Raw genomic sequence first — 17,128 nt, 5'->3', positions numbered from 1 at the left:
CATCAATCTCACCAACAGGCGCTCCACACGGCCCTCTTGATGGCTATCGTGTGAGAGCAAGCGGTAACAACCTGCTAGGGGGAAACCGTGGCGCTGAAGCCCGAGCCGACCGCGCCGTTCCACTCGGTGCAGTACGCCCTGCGCGTACTCGAAACGGTCGCCCGCCATACCGGCGGCGTGACCGACGTACAGATCGCGCGTGAGACCGGCCTGCCCGCGGTCCATCTCGCCCCCATGCTCCTCATGCTGCGCCGGGAGGGGTACGTACTGCAGGTGTCCGACGGCGCCTACGCCATAGGGGACTCGCTCGTCCTCCTCGGTTCCGGCGTCGACCGCCAGCAGGCGCTGCAGGACAAGCTCCAGGACACCCTGGACCGGCTCCGGGACTCCGTCGGAGCCGCGGTCTACATCAGCCGGTACGTGGACGGCGAGGTCCGGATCACGCAGTTCGCGGACAGTCCGCGCACCCCCAAGGTCCACGAGTGGGTCGACTTCCGCTCGGCGGCGCACGCCAGCGCGGTCGGCAAGTGCCTGCTGACCCAGCTCGACCTGGACGGGCGGCGCGACCACCTGTCCCGGCACAAGATCGCCCGGCTGACGTCGAAGACCATCGTGAACGAGCGGATCCTCTTCTCGAAGCTGGACAGCCAGCCGGCCACGGTGCCCACGCTCGATCTGCAGGAGTACGCCGTCGGCACGGTCTGCGCGGCCGTCCCGATCACCGCGGGAGCCTCGGTGGGCTGCCTGGCGCTGTCGCTGCCCGTGGAACACGCCCACCGGCTGCGGGCCGCGGCCGACGTGCTGAACCGCAAGGCCGCGCCGCTGCTGCTGTCGCTCACCCTCTGAGGGGGGCGGGCGGCGGGGCCGACCGGCCCGGAAAACACTTCGGGCGGTTCCCGGTGAAACCGGAAACCGCCCGAAGGACAGGTGCGCCGCCAGGGACTCGAACCCCGGACCCGCTGATTAAGAGTCAGCTGCTCTAACCAACTGAGCTAGCGGCGCCTGCTGACAGAGAAAATACTACCTGCTCCTCCGGAGTGCTCAAAACCGCTTCCGGATCCGCGGCGAAACCGGCCTTCAGCGGCCCAGCAGGTCGGCCCGCCCCTGGGTCTCGTAGGCGGCCAGGAGCCCCGCCAGGTCCTCCGCCTCCAGCCGCCGGTACGCGTCCTCGCCGCGCGGCCGCCACCAGACCGGGTCGGTGGTCCGGAAGGCCTCGCTGCGCAGGGAGACCCGGTGGACCTTGTTGGTCGCCGTGGTCGGCATGGCGCCGACGACGCGTACGTAGCGCGGGGCCATCTTCGTGCCGAGGTCGGGCTGGGCGGCGAGGAAGGACGCGAACCCCTGCGGGGAGAAGACGGCCCCCTCGCGCAGGGCCACGGCGGCCATGACCTGGTCGCCCGCCACCTCGTCCGGTACGGCGTACACGGCGACCGCGGCCGCCCGCGTCCAGCGGGCCAGGATGTTCTCGATCACGGCCGCGGCCAGGTTCTCGCTGTCGACGCGCAGCCGGTCGTCGGTGCGGCCGGCGAAGTAGAGGAAGCCGTCGGGGTCGCGGAAGAAGAGGTCCCCGGTCCAGTACCAGCCGTCGCGGGTGCGGGCGGCCTCCGCGTCGGGGTTGCGCCAGTAGCCCTCGAAGAGGCTGCGGCCCTTGTTGACCAGCTCGCCGATGGCCTCGGCGCCGTTGAGCAGGCGGCCCTGCGGGTCGAGCACGGCCGGCGGGCACTCGAGGCCCGTCTCCGGGTCGATGACGGCCAGGTCGTCGCCCGCACCGGCCCGGCCCAGGGCGCCGGGCGGGGTGTCGGGGGTGCGCTGGACGGAGGCGCCGCCCTCGGTGGCCCCGTAGCCCTCGACGAGGCGGACCCCGAAGCGTTCGGCGAAGCGCGCCGCGTCGACGGCGCCCGCCTCGGTGCCGAAGCCGAGGCGCAGGGTGTGCTCGCGGTCGTCCGGGCGGGGCGGGGTGGCGAGGAGGTACTGCACCGCGCGGCCTACGTAGGTGAAGTACGTCGCCTCGTAGGCCCGTACGTCGTCCAGGAACGCGGAGGCCGAGAAGCGGCGGCGCAGGGCCACGGCGGCCCCGCCCGCGAGGGCGGGCAGCCAGTCGGCGATGACGGCGTTGCCGTGGAAGAGGGGCATGCAGATGTAGTGGACGTCGTCCGGGGTGACCGAAAAGTGACGTGCGAGCGAAGCCCCGGCGCCGGCCAGGCGGCCCTGGGTGCAGATGGCGGCCTTGGGGGCTCCGGTGGAGCCGGAGGTGAAGTAGAGGAGCAGCCGGGAGGACGGGGTCGGGCCGGGGCCGAGCGTCGCGTCGCCGGGCTTCGCGCCCGCGTACCGGGCGAGCAGGGCCTCGTATTCGTCGGTGTCCGTGACGAGGAGGCGTACGCCGGGCAGGTCGAGGCCGCGCAGGAGCGGCAGGTGGGTCCGCTCGGTCACCAGGATCCGGCAGTCGGTGTGCAGGATGTCGCGGGCCAGCTCGGGGCCGCGTCGGGTGGGGTTGATCCCGGCGACGGCGGCCCCGGCGAGGGCCGCCGCGCCGAGCCAGAACGGGAACTCGGGAGTGTTGTCGAGCAGCACCCCGATGTGCGGCTCCGCCCCCGGCGGCAGCAGGTCGACGAGGAGCGCGGCGCGCGCCGCGGCCTCCCGGGCGGTCCGGTGGTGGCTGAGGACGCCGTCGGCGTACTTCAGACCGGGCCGGTGGTCGCCCCATTGGCTCGCGATGAGCTCCGCGACGGTTTCGGGTGTCGTCGTCCGCATGCCGCCGGAGGATAGCTGACGTTCCGTCAGAAATGAACGTCGGGCGGGGAGCCGGTGGTCAGAACTGGACGTCGGAGCAGGAGTAGAAGGCCATCGGGGTGTCGTTGACGGTCCACACGGCGAGGATCAGGTGCCGGCCGGTCTTGCCGCTCGGCATGGTGCCCTGGTGGACGGTGGTCATGGCGGGGCGGGCGCCGTTGTAGGCGACCGTGAGGAAGGGCTGCGGGTCGAGGGCGGCGCGGGTGAGCGGCTTGGTGGAGTCCCAGCCGTTCTTGGTGACGTAGTACCGGAAGTCGGTGGTGGAGTGGTTCGCGGTGAACTGCCAGCGGAAGCTGTAGCTCTGCCCGCTGGTCACCGGGGTGGCCGGCCAGGCGCCGCCGCGCGGGTCGTCGAGCTGCGCGAACTCCGAGTGGTTGCCCGCACATATGCGGCCGTCGGCGGGACCGGCCGCGGGGAAGCCCTTGAGGCCCTCGACGCTCTGGGGCTCCCACTGGATGGGGCCGCAGTCGGACACGGTCCTGTTGGCACAGAGCTTCTGGCGGCTGATCGGGGTGTCGGTGTACCCGTGGCTGCTGGCCGTGGGGGCCGTGACGAGCGCGAGGGCGGCGACGACTCCGAGGCCGACGGTGGCGGCGGTCGCCGTGGCGGCGGCGCGCTTGGTTCTGGGCATGCGGAAGGAACGCATGAGGCTGATGCTCCTTGAACGTGGGGGGATGTCCGGAGAGAGCGTGCGCACGCGTGGGGATGGGCCGTACCGGTGTCGGCGGCACGGCCCGTTCACGAGCTCTGGTTTTAGGTCTAGACCAAGTCCCACAGTATTGACGGGAGTTGGCCATGTCCAGACCAACGGAAGAACGGGTGGTCCGGACCAACCGGATTCCACCCGTTCTCCATCGGTCCGGACCAGGCCGGTGAGGGTTACTCCGCGCGGCCCGTGTAGAAGGCGACCGTCAGGTCCTTCACGAGGGCCTTGCGCTCGTAGTCGTCGAGCTCCACGATCCCGCGCGAGGTGAGCCGGTGGACGGTGTCGTCCACCGCATCGACCACCGAGGTCAGGACGGTGTCCCGGTGCTTGGCGTCGATCGCCGCGACCCGGCGGCGGCGCATGGCGTCCGCGACCTCGGGGGCGTACTCGATCCGGGTGGGCTGCGCCGAGAACACCTCCACGCCGACCGCCTCGGTCTCCGAGGCCAGCATCCGGGTCAGCGCGTCGCCGACGGCTTCGGCGTCGCGCAGGGTCGGGGCGTCCTCGTGGAAGGCGTCCGCGGGGAGCTGGGACAGGACCCGGGCCATGGCCGACTCGACCTGCTCGGCGAGGTAGTCGACGTGGTCCTCCACGGCCAGGGTCGCCCGGGCCGTGTCCTTGACCTGCCAGACCACCTGGACGACGACCTGGAGGGCGAGGCCGCCGGAGTCCACGGCGGGCATCGGGTCGCTGCGCCAGTGGCGCAGCCGGACGTCGACCCGGCGGCGCAGCAGCAGGGGGCTGATCCAGGTCAGGCCGGTACGGCGGACGGTGCCTCGGTAGCGGCCGAAGAGGGTGAGCACCCAGGCGTGGCCGGCCCGGCCACGGCCCAGACCGCCGAGGGCGAGGAGGGCGACGACCCCGAGGAAGGCGAGCGGGGGCCAGAAGCGCGCCTGCAGTCCCCGGTAGGGGCGGGGCTCCGCACCGAACGCCAGCGCGAGGGAATCGGGGACGGCCCCGGCCCGCCAGAGCACTACGGCGCAGCCGGCGAGGGCGATGCCGCCCACCGCGACCGCGATCCAGCCGGGCAGCACCGGGCCGCGGTGCTCGTGGAGCCGGTCGTCGCCACGGGGCACGCGGCGTCCGGGGGCGGACCGGGCGGGGGCGGCGGCCTTGGCCTTCGGCGCGCTCGCCTTCGGCTTCGGGTCCGGCTCCTGCTTCGGCTTCGGCTTCGCAGTCGCCTGCGGGTGGGCTGCGCCGCGGAAGGGCAGGTGCACCGGCACCTCGGTCACCGCGACGCCGCGTGCCGCGGTGACCCGGGGCAGGTCCTGCGTATCGTCCTCGGCGATCCGCGCCACGGCTCGCGCGACGACCTCGGTGATGTCGGCGCCGTCCGTGCCGTCCGTGCCGTCGGGCCCGGGCACGATGCCGCGGCCGGCCGCCGCGCCCTGCGGGTCGAGCGCGGCTTCGGCGATGGCCGCTTCGGCGTCCGCGATGCCGCTGTCCGCGGTCGCGACGGTGGAGGGCTCGCCCTCCGCAGCCACGCCGGTGGCGTGCTCGAAGCCGACGGCCTCGCCGTCCGCAGCCCCGCCCGTGGCGGGCTCGCCGGTGGCGGACTGCCCGTCCGCGGCCTCCCGCCCGGGTCGGCCGTTCCCTGCGGGGTCGCTGTCTGCGGGCCCGTTGCCCACAGGGCCGTTGCCGACAGGGCTGTTGTCGCTGCCCACGAGGGCTGCGTCCCCGGCGATGCCCGGAGCGGGCACGGACCAGGTCAGCTCCCGCCCTCCGTCAAGGTCGGCGTCTTCCGGCTCCGGCTCGGGCAGGTCCCGTACGGGGTACGGATCCGCGTACTCGGCCTCCGGGGCGGGGCCCGGGACCGCGTGCTGCGGGGCGCGGCCCTGCTCGGCGGACGAGCCTCCCTGCCCGGGCAGGTCCCAGGCAGCGGGAGGACCCGCGTGCCGCGGGGCGTGCTCCGCCCTGGCGGTGACAGCGGCGAGCGACGCACCCGGGGCAGGCGCGGCGGCCGGCGGCCAGGCCTCGTCCTGCGGGTGCGGGCGGGCGGTTTCGGCGTCGGGGTTCCGCAGCCGGAGCGTGGCCGCACCGGCGTGGGCCGCCTCGTCCTGGGGATGCGGGATGTCCACTCCCGGCTCGGCCTGGGCCCGCGCCGCGGGTACGTCGCTGCGCGCGGCCTCCCCGACCCGTCCGACGGGCGCACCACCGGAAGCCTGCGCCGCCCTCCCCACGGCGACGAGTCCGTCGGCTTCCCGGCCGCCCCCGGCCTCGCCGCGCACGGACCCGGAGCGCTCCGGCGCCAGCGCCCAACCGGTCGACCCGGCCCACTCGCTCACGCCCGCCGGCGGCCCCGAGGGGACCGCGGCCGACACCACCTCGGACGGCCCGGCCGCCACGGCCCCGGAAGCACCCGGCGCGGGCGCGGCCTGCGTGGACGCGCCCCGGCCGGGCGCGGCCGCCAGGCCTGCACCCTGCTCGGCACCGACCTCGGCGGAAACCCACCCTGACCCGGCCGACACCGACCCGGCCCGGTCATGCTCGCCCGACAGGTACGAGCCCCGCTCGGCACCGGGCTCGGCCGCTGCCCACCCGGCGGCCACCGGTGTGGGTGCGGACTCCGCGGACGCGGGGCGGTCGGGGCCTCCCGGCCAGTGGGAGCCCCGCTCGGTGCCGGTCTCGGCCCCCTCGCGCCCCGCGGCCCCGTGGTGCTCGGACGCAACGGCCCACCGGGGGGCGGCAGCTGCAGAGGCGACTCCGCCCGGCGCCGATCCCGCCTGTGCGGCGGCAGCCTGGATGGCTCCGGCGCCCGTACCGGCCCCGCCCGGGATGGCTCCGCCCAAAGCGGCTCCGCCCAAAGCGGCTTCGCCCGGGGCGGCTTCCGTCAGGGGGTCCGTCAGGCGGGGTGCTTCCGCCGGAGTCGGCTGGTCCGCCTGTGGGGGTGTCGTTCGGGGGGTCGGGTGTGGGGGGATCTCGAAGGTGCCTGTGGTCGATGTCGTGCGCGTGGGGTACATCGTTGCCTCCGTCATGCGAACAGCCGGCGCCAGGTTTCCGGGCCCGGGTAGCCGTCGGCCTCGGCGCCGCGCCAGCCCTGGGCGCGCTGGAACGCCTCGACGTTGCGGCGGTCGGCCTCGCCCCAGCGGGGGCCCGGACCGGATGTGTAGTACTTGCCGAAGCCCTTCTTCACCAGCTGGCGGCCAAGGGCGGTGATGGACGGGTGGGACGCGCCCGGCCGGAAGAAGGAGGCGCCCGGGAAGGCGGGCTTGCCCGCCGGGCCCGGTGCGCCGCCCGTGGTGGGCGGGATGTCCTTGCCCTGGTGCAGGGCGAGCAGCCGCCAGGTGTGCGCGCCCGGGATGCCGTCGGCGTCCGCGCCCGTCCAGCCCTGGGCCCGCTGGAAGGCCTCGGTCGCCTGCCGGTCGGCGTCGGTCCACTTCGTGCCGACGCCCTTCGGGTAGAAGCGCAGCCCGCCCCGGTCGGACAGCATCCGGCCGAGCTGGGCGATGTAGGCGTTGTCGGCGCCCGGCCCGAACTTCGACGCTCCGGGGAAGGTGGCCGAGACGCCGCCCGTGCCGCCCGGCGCGGGCGGTTCGCCCGTGACCGGGGGCTCGGGCACGACTCCGCCGGTCACCCCGTTGAACCGGTACGGGATGTACTTCACCGCGTTGTTCCAGTAGCCGTAGGGCGTGGCGAGCTTCCGCGTCGTCGGACGCGTCTGCTCGTAGGCGACGTAGTGCGTGCGCGTCTCGTCCACCCACCCGCCGAAGAGCACGACGTGCGAGCCCTTGTTGGGGTCGGCCGGGTTGTGGAAGAGCAGCATGTCTCCCGGGAGCAGCTCGTCCTTCGTGATCCGGGTCGCGAACTTGTCGAGGCTGCCGGTCCATTCGTTCGTGCCGAGGTTCCACGCCATCGAGACGAAGCCGGAGCAGTCCTGCCGGTACCCGTCCGACCAGTACTCGGCCATGCTGTACGGGACCTGCGCGTCCAGCCACAGCTTCGCCCGGTTGATGATCGTCGCCCGGTCGGTCCGGCGGACCGCCGAGGGTGCTCCGGGCAGCCCGGCGGGCTTCGCGGTGGTGCCCTTCCCGCCCTTCGGCCCGTGCAGCGGGGCCCGGCCGCCCTGGGGGGTGCCCGGGTCGTCCAGGGCCACCCGGCCGCCGGGGCCCGGCGTGGCCTCGGCCACCGCGGCTCCCCCGCCGCCGCCGAGGACCACCCCCGCGGCGGTGGCCAGCACCAGCGCCCGGCGGGCTCCGCGCGCGGCGGGGTGTCCGCCGTCGCGCAGCGGTATGGCCCGGGCGCGCGCGAGCGTGCGGCGGCGCTGGGCGCAGCCTTGGCACGGGCAGTCGCCGGTGGGTTCGTACTCCTCGAAGGAGGGCAGCGGCATCGGCGGCATCGCCTCGGCCATCGGCGTCACTTCGTACACATGCGTCGGAGGCTGCATCGTCATGCGGTTCCGTCCACTCCCCTGCTCGTCGCTGGTCGGCCGGGACCGCATCTGGCGGGGCATCAGATCCGGCCTGGCCCAGACATATCGTGCACGACAAAACCCCCAAACATGGGTTAATCGGACAGAACGCGCGCGGCTTGTCACGAGCACCCGCAGCGGTGGGGTAGAGTTTTCCCTGTCACCAAGCGCCGCTAGCTCAGTTGGTTAGAGCAGCTGACTCTTAATCAGCGGGTCCGGGGTTCGAGTCCCTGGCGGCGCACAGACGCAAAGAAGCCCCCGCAGCGAAAGCTGCGGGGGCTTCTTCGTTTCGCTCCGCTTCGGTCAGACCGCCGTTCCCGGGCGGACTCCGACGCCCGTCAGGTACGCCGACACCACCACGTTGGCCGAATACTCCTTGGCCGCCTTGTCGTAGGTGCCGCCGCAGGTCACCAGCCGCAGTTCGGCCCGGCCGCGGACCTTGGGCCCGTACACCTTGGCGGGATCGAAGTCCGCGCGCTCGTGGACCCGTACGTCCTCGATCGTGAACTCCGCCACCGAGCCGTCGGCCCGCACCACGCGGATCTTGTCGCCCGTCTTCGCCGAGCTCAGGCCGTAGAACACCGCCGGCTTCGACCGCGTGTCCACGTGCCCGACCAGCAGCGCCGTCCCGGCCGTGCCGGGCTGGGCGCCGCCGCGCCACCAGCCGACCGTGCCCGGGTTCTCGTACGGGGGCGGCTCGATCGCCCCCTTGGCGTCCAGGTCCCGGACCATCACCGGCGCCTGGACCCCGAGGGACGGTACGTCGACCCGCGCGGGCGCGGCCGGCGCCAGCGGGGTGTGCGCCGCGGGCAGGCCCGGGGCGGCCGGTCCGCCTGCCCGGCCGGGCAGGGGTATCGCCACGCCGGTGATCTCGCGGCCCCACAGCCACAGGCCGAGGACCAGCACCGACCAGGCCGCGAAGGTCAGCAGCCGGGAGCCGCCGGAGCTCCGCTGCTCGGCACTCATCCGATCACCCGATCATCCCGATCATCCCGGTCACTCGCCGCTGCGGCGGCGGCGCAGGGTCAGCGCACGGCCGGCGACCGCGAGGGTGGCGGCGGCGGCGAGCACGGCGCCGATCACCGTGTGCGGCAGGCCCGGGCCGTCACCCGTGTGGCTCTTCTTCGCCGCCGCGGCGAGCTGCTCGGAGTCCGCGGACCCGGCCTGCCCGGCAGCCTTGGCGGCCTCCGCCGCGGACGCCGCCTTCGACTTCGCGGCGATCTCCTCGGACATGCCTCCGCCGCCCGCGTGGACGGGCCAGACGGGCGTGTGGTGGGGGTCGGGCCGGTGCTCGCGGCGGCGCTCGATCTCGATCGTGCCCCACTCGCGTTCGCCGCCGCGGCCGCCGCACTTGATCTTGATGTCGTGGCGGCCGGGCTCGGCCCAGGAGCGGATCATCGCGTCGCCCCACAGGGTGCGGCGGTCGTCGCGGCCGGTGGAAAGGCGGACCTCGGAGACGAAGACCACGGACTGGGCGACGGCCCAGTCGTCATCGCAGCCGCGGACGCGCAGTTTGACCTGCGCCCCCGGCTCCGCCGGATTGGGGTCGGCCGAGACGCTGCCGCGGTCCCGGTTCCAGTCCTCCTCCCCCGCGAAGGCGAAGGGAGCGGTCACGGCGGACAGGGCCGTCAGGGCGACGGCCACCCCGGTGACACGGAGAGCGATCAAATCACTGCGCATGGTGAACCTCCTCAACAAGGAGATTCACGCGCGGCGCGCCGCTCCGCATCCGGAGCGGCGCCCTCTTGGCCCGTACGTGTCAGCCGTACGCGCTAAACCAGATCGACCAGATCAGCGATGGAGTCGAACGTGTGGGTCGGCCGGTAGGGGAACTTCTCGGTGTCCTCGACCGACGTCAGACCGGTCAGCACGAGGAAGGTCTGCATGCCCGCCTCCAGCCCGGCCAGGATGTCGGTGTCCATCCGGTCGCCGATCATCGCGCTGCTGTGGGAGTGCGCGCCGATGGCGTTCAGCCCGGTCCGCATCATCAGCGGGTTGGGCTTGCCGGCGAAGTACGGCTTCTTGCCGGTCGCCTTGGTGATCAGCGCGGCGACCGCGCCTGTGGCGGGCAGCGGGCCCTCGGCGGAGGGGCCGGTCTCGTCCGGGTTGGTGCAGATGAAGCGCGCGCCCGCGTTGATCAGGCGGACGGCCTTCGTCATGGCCTCGAAGCTGTACGTCCGGGTCTCGCCCAGGACCACGTAGTCCGGCTCGTGGTCGGTCAGGACGTAGCCGATGTCGTGCAGGGCGGTGGTCAGGCCGGCCTCGCCGATGACGTACGCGGTGCCGCCCGGACGCTGGTCGTCGAGGAACTTCGCGGTGGCCAGGGCCGAGGTCCAGATGTTCTCCACCGGGACTTCCAGCCCCATCCGGCTCAGGCGGGCCTGGAGGTCGCGCGGGGTGTAGATGGAGTTGTTGGTCAGCACGAGGAAAGGCTTGCCGGACTCGCGCAGCCGGTTGATGAAGGCGTCGGCGCCGGGGATCGGGATGCCCTCGTGGACGAGGACCCCGTCCATGTCGGTGAGCCAGGATTCGATCGGCTTGCGCTCTGCCACTGGACTGTTCTCCGCTCTCGGTGGCGTCTGACCTCTGTGACCTCTGGTCTCTACCACCTTATCCGGGCCGGGCCGCGGACGCGGAGGGCGTCCACGGCCCGGACCGTACGGTGGAACGGGCAGGTCCGAACGGGCAGGGTCCGAAGGTCCCGTCAGCCGAGCTTGACGTTGTCGACGGTCCAGTACCAGTTGTTGCTGCCGGCGTAGCGGAAGCGGACCTGGACGTCGGTGGCGCCGGCCGGGACCTGGAGCGCGATCGACTCGGAACGGGCGACCGCGTCGGCGGTGTAACTCTTGACGACCGCCGGGGTGCCGCCGTTGTAGGAGACCAGGACCTGGGCGGTCTGGCCGGCCTCGTGGTGGTAGTGGGTCTGGAAGGTCAGGTTCTTCGTGGTGCCGCCGGTGACCGCCCACTTGGGGGTGATGAGGGTGGAGTCGTAGGAGCCGGTGTGGCTCTTGTCGTCCCACTCGTCGGAGTCGGCGACGGCGAACACGTCACGGGAGCGGACGTTCAGCTCGCGCCACTGGTCGCGCTGCGCCTGGCTCCAGAACTCGTCGGTCGCGAAGGCCCATCCGGCCCACTCGGTGACACCGCCCGTGCCCATCTTGGAGTTGTCGACCGACCAGCCGGCCGGCGGGGTGTGCGTGAACCCCTTGGTGGCGGCCGGGATGCCCGTCTCGTCCACGCGCGCCTGGAGGTTGGGGCGCAGGGCGTCGAAGGGATCGTTGTCGTCCGGGGCGCCCAGCGGGATGCCGTCGATCGCGGAGCCGGGCGTGACCCCGACCTGGGCGAGCGCGGTCGCCGCGACGTCGACGAGCTTCACGTCGCTGCGTACCGAACCGGCGGGGATCCCGGCGCCCTTGGCGATGACGAAGGTGCCGCGCTCCTGGATGCTGGAGCCGCCGTGGCCGCCCCCGTCGGTGTGGCCGTGGTCGGTGGTGACCAGGACCTTCCAGTTCTCCTGGGCGTAGGTCGGACGGTTCTGGACGGCGGTGAGGAGCTGGCCGACGAGGACGTCGACGCGGGCGATGGTGTTCAGGTACTCCTGGCTCGCGGCGCCGGAGGAGTGGCCCGCGTGGTCGATCTCGCCGAAGTAGACGAAGGCGGCGTCGGGGTTCTGGTTGCGGAGCTCGGCGGAGGCCGCCGCGGCGATCTTCGGGTCCTCGTTGCCGTAGCCGTCGCGGTCGCCCTTGAGGGAGAGGCGCTTGTCGACCTTGGCCGAGAAGATCGGGCCGTTCTGGTCGGTGGAGGTGATGGGCTCCCAGTCGGCGGCCGCGTACGTGTTGAGCGCCGGGTTGGCGTTCTCGATGCGGGTCAGGAAGTCCGGGTAGGCCGTGTAGTTCTTGCCGGTGAAGGAGTTGTCCTTCACCCCGTGCTTGTCGGGCCAGACGCCCGTGGCGATCGTGGACCAGCCGGGGCCCGAGGAGGTGGCGGCCATCGGGTTCGCGTACAGGGTGCTGCGGGCGGTCAGGCCCTGGGCCATCAGGCCGTTGAGGTTCGGGGCGTTGGCGACCTTGACGCGGTCCAGGACCGTGCCGTCGATGCCGATGACGAGCACCTTGTTCGCAGCAAGGGGCGCGGCGGCAGCCGCTCCGGTGGAGCCGCTGCTTGCAGCGGGGGCTTCGTCGGCGGTCGCGGCGTGGGCGCCGAGGCCGGTGGCGAGCAGGGCGGTGGCGGTGGCCGCCACGGCGAGGGTCCGTCCGGACAGGACAGTGGGCACGTACTCCTCCGGGAGTAATCGTGGGGAAGGCGCAGGGGACGTACGGGACATGCGGTCGTACGCGGCATGCGGTCGTGCGGGCATGCCGTCGTGCGGGCGTACGGTCGTGCGGCAACGCGAGCGAGCGTACGGCGGGCCCGGACCGAAGGCGAGACTCGGTCCAGACCCGTTATCTGTGCGTCACTATCCCGGTCGTGGGTGACCGGAAGGCGACCAGTCAGCTGCCGGTGGCCGACTTCCACGCGTCGACGTAGCCGGTGAGGTTCTTGTCGATGTCGGCCCAGTCCGGCTCGAAGATCTCGACTCCGGTCATGAGCTTGGTGAGCTCGACGGCGTTGGCATCGGTGGGCTTGACGTCCGTACGGGCCGGGAAGCCGCCGCCGACGCCGCTGACCAGCTTCTGGGCGTCCTCGCTGAGCAGGTGGTCGAGGAGCTTCTTGCCGTTCTCGGTGTGCGGGGCCTTGTCGACGAGGCCGGCCGCGTACGGGAGGGAGAAGGTGGTGGGCTTGCCGCCGTCCTTGGCGGGGAACCAGATGCCGAGGTTCGGCATGGACTTGGACTGCGCGAAGTTCATCTGGACGTCACCGTTGGCGACGAGCAGCTCACCCTTGTCGGTCTTCGGCGCGAGCTTGCTGGTCGAGGAGGACGGGCCGACGTTGTTGGCCTGGAGCTTCTTCAGGTACTCGTTGGCCTGGTCCTTGCCGCCGAAGTCGTGCATCGCCTTGATGAGCACGGCGGTGCCGTCGCCCGCGACGCCCGGGGTGGAGTACTGGAGCTTGCCCTTGTACTTGGCGTCCAGCAGCTCCTCCCAGGTCTTGGGGGCGGCCGGCAGCTCCTTCTTGTTGTAGATGAAGCCGAAGTAGTTGTTGACGACCGAGGTCCACTTGCCCTCGGAGGACTTGTTCGCTCCGTTGACCTTGTCGGCGCCCTGCGGGGTGTAGGCCTGGAGGAGGCCCTTGCCGTCGGCCTGCTGGATGAAGGGGGGCAGCGTGATCAGGATGTCGGCCTGCGTGTTGGTCTTCTCGCGGACGGCGCGCTGCACCATCTCCCCCGAGCCGCCCTCGACGTACTTGACCTCGATGCCGGTCTTCTTCGTGAAGTCGGCGAAGACCTTGTCGTACCAGCCGTCGCCCTTGTCGCTCTTGAGGCCGTCGGCGCTGTAGACGGTGACGACCTTCTCGCCGCCGTCCTTGGAGTCGGTGGCGGAGGAGGAGCCGCCGCCGCAGGCGGTGAGGGCGAGGCTGCCGGTGACGGCGGCGGTGATGCGGAGAAGTCTGTTGCTGGGCATGGAACTTCCTTACGGGGAAAGGGAGTCAGCAGGGGAATCAGCGGGTGCGGCAATGCGGTGCGGCAATGCGGTGCGGCAGTGGGGTCTAGCGGTACGTGGCCCTGGTGCGGACACGGGAGACGGCCAGCAGGACCAGCAGGGTGGTGGCCATGAGGACCACGGCGACGGCGGAGCCGCTGAAGAGCGAGCCGCGGTCGGTGGCGGTGAAGATCCGGACCGGGAGGGGCATCCAGTCCGGCGGGTAGAGCATCATCGTGGCGCTCAGCTCGCCCATGGACAGGGCGAAGCAGAGCCCGGCGGCCGCGGTGAGCGACGGCAGCAGGAGGGGGAGCTTGACCCGCCACAGCACGTACGCGGGGCGGGCGCCCAGGGAGGCCGCCGCCTGCTCGTACGCGGGGTCGAGACGCACGATGGCAGCCGAAACCGACTGGTAGGCGAACGCCGTGACAAGAATCGTGTGCGCCAGGATCACGATCGAGCTGGTGCCGTTGAGGAGCAGCGGCGGCTTGCTGAAGGCGACGAGCACGGCGAGGCCGACGACCACGGACGGCACGGCGACCGGGAGCATGAACAGCGCGTCCAGGGAGCTCTTTCCGCGTTTGCGCAGACCGGCGGCGGCGAGCGCCGCCCAGGTGCCGACGGTGAGCGCGATCAGGCTGGCGGCCAGGGCGGTGAGCAGCGAGGTGGTCAGCGCCTGGAGGGATTCGCCCCGGACGGCCGCGGCGTAGTTCTCGGTGGTGGGGCCGGAGGGGAAGGCCCCGGACCAGTGCGTCGAGAAGGACGCGGCCACCACGACGAGCAGCGGCAGGGCGAAGAGGGGCAGGAAGAGGATGCCGAAGAGGCTCCAGGCGGCCCAGCGGCCGCTCTTGCTATGCACCAGCACGCTTGCTCACCACCCGGTAGAGGCCGAACAGGCCGACGGAGATCACGATGTTGACGACGGCGACCACGCAGGCGGCCGCGTAGTCGGATTCGAGGATCGCCTTGCCGTAGATGAGCATCGGGAGCGTGGTGACGTCCTTGGCTCCGGTGAACAGGACGATCCCGAACTCGTTGAGGCACATGACCAGGACGAGGCTGCCGCCGGCGGCGAGGGCCGGGAGGGACTCGGGGAGGATCACCCGGCGGATGATGCGGCCGGGCTTCGCGCCGAGCGAGGAGGCCACCTCCAGCTGGGCGGTGTCCAGTTGGGAGAAGGCGGCGAGCAGCGGGCGCATCACGAAGGGCGTGAAGTAGGTGATCTCCGCGAGGAGGACGCCCCACGGGGTGGTCAGGAAGTGGAAGGGCCCCTCCGCGACGCCGAAGGTGTCGGTCCACATGCCGTTGGCCATGCCGACGGTGCCGTAGACGAAGAGGAGGGCGAGGGTGATGAGGAAGGAGGGGAACGAGAGGAAGACGTCGATGAACTTGGCGACGGCGCGGGCCCCGGGGAACGGGACGAAGGCGATGACCAGCGCGAGCGCGAAGCCGAGGACCAGGCAGCCGACGGTGGCGCCGACGGCCAGCCAGACCGTGGTGCCGAGGGCCTCGCGGAAGGAGTGCGAGGCGAAGACCGAGGCGTAGGCGTCGAAGGTGCCGCCCCCGTTCTCGGGGGACAGCGACTGCTGGACGACCAGCGCGAGGGGGTAGAGGAAGACCACCGCGAGCACGGCGACGGGAGGCACGGTCCACAGCCAGCCGGGGACGCTACGGGGAGCACGTGCGACCTTCCCCGCGAAGCCGTCGGGGGCTTCGGCCGGGCTTTCGGGCGTGCCGGGGGCAGGGCCTCGTACCGGCTGGTGGGGAATGACCGCGGCCTCGGGGTCGGTCGCCGGGCCGGGTGCGAGCCGGTCCGTGGCCTCAGCCATCGGAGACCCCCGCGGACAGGAGCACCGCGTCGCGGGGCTCGAAGTGCAGGGTGACGTGGTCGCCCAGGGCCGGGGTTTCGCGCAGTTCGGGCAGGTCCGCCTTGACCCGGTGGCCCTCGATGTCCACGTAGAGCCGGTGGGTCGAACCGCGCCACTGCACCTCGGTGATGGTCCCGTTCAGCGCGTTGGGGCCGGCGCCGAGGCCGAGCAGATGCGGGCGTACGCACAGGGTGGCGCCGGCGCCGACGGCCGCGCGGCCGGGGTCGAGGGTCAGGGGGTGCCCGGCGAAGAGCGCGCCCCCGTCGGCGACGGTGACGGGCAGCAGGTTGGCGTTGCCGACGAAGGAGGCGGTGAACTCGGTGCGCGGGGCCCGGTACAGCTCCTGCGGGGTGCCGCAGTCCTGCAGGCGGGCCTGGTCCATGACGGCGATCCGGTCGGCGAGGGTGAGGGCCTCCACCTGGTCGTGGGTGACGTAGAGGATCGACACGTCGGGGAGTTCGCGGTGCAGCCGGGCCAGTTCGGCGAGCATCCCGGAGCGCAGCTGCGCGTCGAGCGCGGACAGCGGCTCGTCCAGGAGGAGGACCCCGGGGCGGATTGCGAGGGCGCGGGCGATGGCCACGCGCTGCTGCTGTCCGCCGGAGAGCTCGCGGGGGTAGCGCTTGGCGTAGGCCGCCATCCCGGTCATCTCCAGGGCCTCGGCGACGCGGCCGGGGATCTCCGCCTTGGGCGCCTTCTGCGCGCGCAGGCCGAAGGCGACGTTGTCCGCGACGCGCATGTGCGGGAAGAGCGCGTACTGCTGGACGACCATGCCGATGCCGCGCTTGTGCGGCGGGAGCGCGGTGACGTCCCGGCCGCCGATCAGGATCCGGCCCGAGGCGGGCCGCACGAAGCCGGCGACCGCGCGCAGGGCCGTGGTCTTGCCGGAGCCGGAGGGGCCGAGCAGCGCCATGACCTCGCCGGGCTCGACGGTCAGGTCGAGGGAGTCCAGGACGGTGTTGCCGCCGTAGGCGACCGAGACGGAGTCGAAGCGGATGCCGCTCACGCGCCGGGCTCCCGCTCCTGGTCCGACTGCGCCAAGAGTGCGGGCAGCTCGGCGACGGAGGCCAGGACGTGGGTGGCGCCGTGCCCGGTCAGGGCCGCGCGGTCGTGGGCGCCGGTGAGGACGCCCGCCACGATCCCGGCGCCGGAGCGGACGCCGCTGAGCATGTCGTACGCGGTGTCGCCCGCGACGACGGTGTCGCGTACGTCGGCCACGGCGCCGGTGCGCAGGAAGGCGGCCAGCACCATGTCCGGGTAGGGCCGGCCGCGGCCGCCCGCGTCGGCGGGGCACAGGGTGAGGTCGGCCAGGCCCTGCCAGCCGAGGGCGTCGAGGATGGCGTCCTGGGTGACGCGGGCGAAGCCGGTGGTCAGGACCACGGTGCGGCCGTCGGCGCGGAGCTTTTCGACGGCCTCCCGGGCGCCGGGGATCGGGGCGATGAGGCCGCCGTCGACGAGTTCCCCGTAGGCCTGCTCGAAGGCGGAGTTGGCGCGCTGGGCGAGCTCCTCGGTGCCGAAGAGGTGACGGAAGACGGAGATCTTCGACTCGCCCATGGTGTCGCGGACGTACTGGAGCTTCGCGGCGTGGTCGGTGCTGCCCGGCTCGACGCCGAGGCGCTCGGCGGCCCGCTCGAAGGCGCGCTCGACGAGGCCGCCGTCGGCGACGGTGGTGCCGGCCATGTCGAGGACGATCAGGCGGTGGTTGTTCGTGTCGGTCTTGGTGTCGGTCGTGGTGTCGGTCGTGGTGTCGGTCGTGGTGTCGGTCGTGGTGTCGGTCATG

Annotated in this window: 14 protein-coding genes and 2 tRNA genes; 2 read left to right on the top strand and 14 right to left on the bottom strand. The window is 72.6% G+C overall.

Annotated elements, in window-relative coordinates:
- The first annotated feature begins 87 nt into the window (after positions 1–87).
- Positions 88–846: an IclR family transcriptional regulator gene (locus OG898_RS17440; protein WP_243337173.1), complete on the top strand. Its 759-nt coding sequence runs from the start codon at positions 88–90 to the stop codon at positions 844–846.
- Positions 847–928: 82 nt separating this feature from the next.
- Here OG898_RS17440 and OG898_RS17435 read toward each other — a convergent pair.
- From OG898_RS17435 to OG898_RS17415, 5 genes are all read right to left on the bottom strand, one after another.
- A tRNA-Lys gene (locus tag OG898_RS17435) sits at positions 929–1,002 on the bottom strand.
- 75 nt (positions 1,003–1,077) lie between these two features.
- Positions 1,078–2,751 (bottom strand): AMP-binding protein, encoded by a 1,674-nt coding sequence (locus OG898_RS17430; RefSeq protein WP_266957859.1) that lies wholly within the window; start codon positions 2,749–2,751, stop codon positions 1,078–1,080.
- A 58-nt stretch (positions 2,752–2,809) separates the two neighbouring features.
- Positions 2,810–3,436 carry a lytic polysaccharide monooxygenase gene (locus OG898_RS17425; protein WP_266957856.1) on the bottom strand — a complete coding sequence of 209 codons (627 nt, stop codon included), beginning with the start codon at positions 3,434–3,436 and terminating at the stop codon, positions 2,810–2,812.
- A 233-nt stretch (positions 3,437–3,669) separates the two neighbouring features.
- Positions 3,670–6,285: an SPFH domain-containing protein gene (locus tag OG898_RS17420; RefSeq protein ID WP_266957854.1), complete on the bottom strand. Its 2,616-nt coding sequence runs from the start codon at positions 6,283–6,285 to the stop codon at positions 3,670–3,672.
- Between the two features lie 182 nt (positions 6,286–6,467).
- On the bottom strand, positions 6,468–7,823 hold the full coding sequence (locus OG898_RS17415) for a peptidoglycan-binding protein (protein ID WP_266960300.1): 1,356 nt from the start codon (positions 7,821–7,823) through the stop codon (positions 6,468–6,470).
- 248 nt (positions 7,824–8,071) lie between these two features.
- On the opposite strand from OG898_RS17415, the gene OG898_RS17410 reads away from it, so the two are divergent.
- Positions 8,072–8,145 (top strand) — tRNA-Lys (locus tag OG898_RS17410).
- A gap of 62 nt (positions 8,146–8,207) precedes the next feature.
- Here OG898_RS17410 and OG898_RS17405 read toward each other — a convergent pair.
- From OG898_RS17405 to OG898_RS17365, 9 genes are all read right to left on the bottom strand, one after another.
- A complete protein-coding gene (locus OG898_RS17405) occupies positions 8,208–8,870 on the bottom strand; it encodes a class F sortase (RefSeq protein WP_266957852.1) in 663 nt (220 codons plus the stop codon).
- 30 nt (positions 8,871–8,900) lie between these two features.
- Positions 8,901–9,584, bottom strand: a complete 684-nt coding sequence (locus OG898_RS17400) for a hypothetical protein (RefSeq protein ID WP_250741190.1) — start codon at positions 9,582–9,584, stop codon at positions 8,901–8,903.
- Between the two features lie 92 nt (positions 9,585–9,676).
- A complete protein-coding gene (locus OG898_RS17395; protein ID WP_250741188.1) occupies positions 9,677–10,456 on the bottom strand; it encodes an HAD-IIA family hydrolase in 780 nt (259 codons plus the stop codon).
- 152 nt (positions 10,457–10,608) lie between these two features.
- A complete protein-coding gene (locus OG898_RS17390; RefSeq protein WP_266957849.1) occupies positions 10,609–12,177 on the bottom strand; it encodes an alkaline phosphatase family protein in 1,569 nt (522 codons plus the stop codon).
- Positions 12,178–12,394: 217 nt separating this feature from the next.
- Positions 12,395–13,465 (bottom strand): 2-aminoethylphosphonate ABC transporter substrate-binding protein, encoded by a 1,071-nt coding sequence (locus OG898_RS17385; RefSeq protein ID WP_266957847.1) that lies wholly within the window; start codon positions 13,463–13,465, stop codon positions 12,395–12,397.
- 85 nt (positions 13,466–13,550) lie between these two features.
- Complete coding sequence (locus OG898_RS17380) at positions 13,551–14,348, bottom strand: ABC transporter permease (RefSeq protein WP_250741184.1); 798 nt, start codon at positions 14,346–14,348, stop codon at positions 13,551–13,553.
- Positions 14,335–15,312, bottom strand: coding sequence for a 2-aminoethylphosphonate ABC transporter permease subunit (locus OG898_RS17375; RefSeq protein ID WP_266957845.1), 978 nt, complete (start codon positions 15,310–15,312; stop codon positions 14,335–14,337). Before OG898_RS17375 ends, OG898_RS17380 begins: the two co-directional genes overlap by 14 nt.
- Positions 15,305–16,354 carry an ABC transporter ATP-binding protein gene (locus OG898_RS17370; RefSeq protein WP_250741182.1) on the bottom strand — a complete coding sequence of 350 codons (1,050 nt, stop codon included), beginning with the start codon at positions 16,352–16,354 and terminating at the stop codon, positions 15,305–15,307. Before OG898_RS17370 ends, OG898_RS17375 begins: the two co-directional genes overlap by 8 nt.
- Positions 16,351–17,127, bottom strand: a complete 777-nt coding sequence (locus tag OG898_RS17365) for a phosphonatase-like hydrolase (RefSeq protein WP_266957843.1) — start codon at positions 17,125–17,127, stop codon at positions 16,351–16,353. Before OG898_RS17365 ends, OG898_RS17370 begins: the two co-directional genes overlap by 4 nt.
- Position 17,128 lies beyond the last annotated feature (1 nt).

Origin of the sequence: Streptomyces sp. NBC_00193, assembly GCF_026342735.1 — a bacterium.
Taxonomy (GTDB): Bacteria; Actinomycetota; Actinomycetes; order Streptomycetales; family Streptomycetaceae; genus Streptomyces; species Streptomyces stoeckheimensis.
This window is presented reverse-complemented; position numbering and strand designations above follow the sequence as displayed.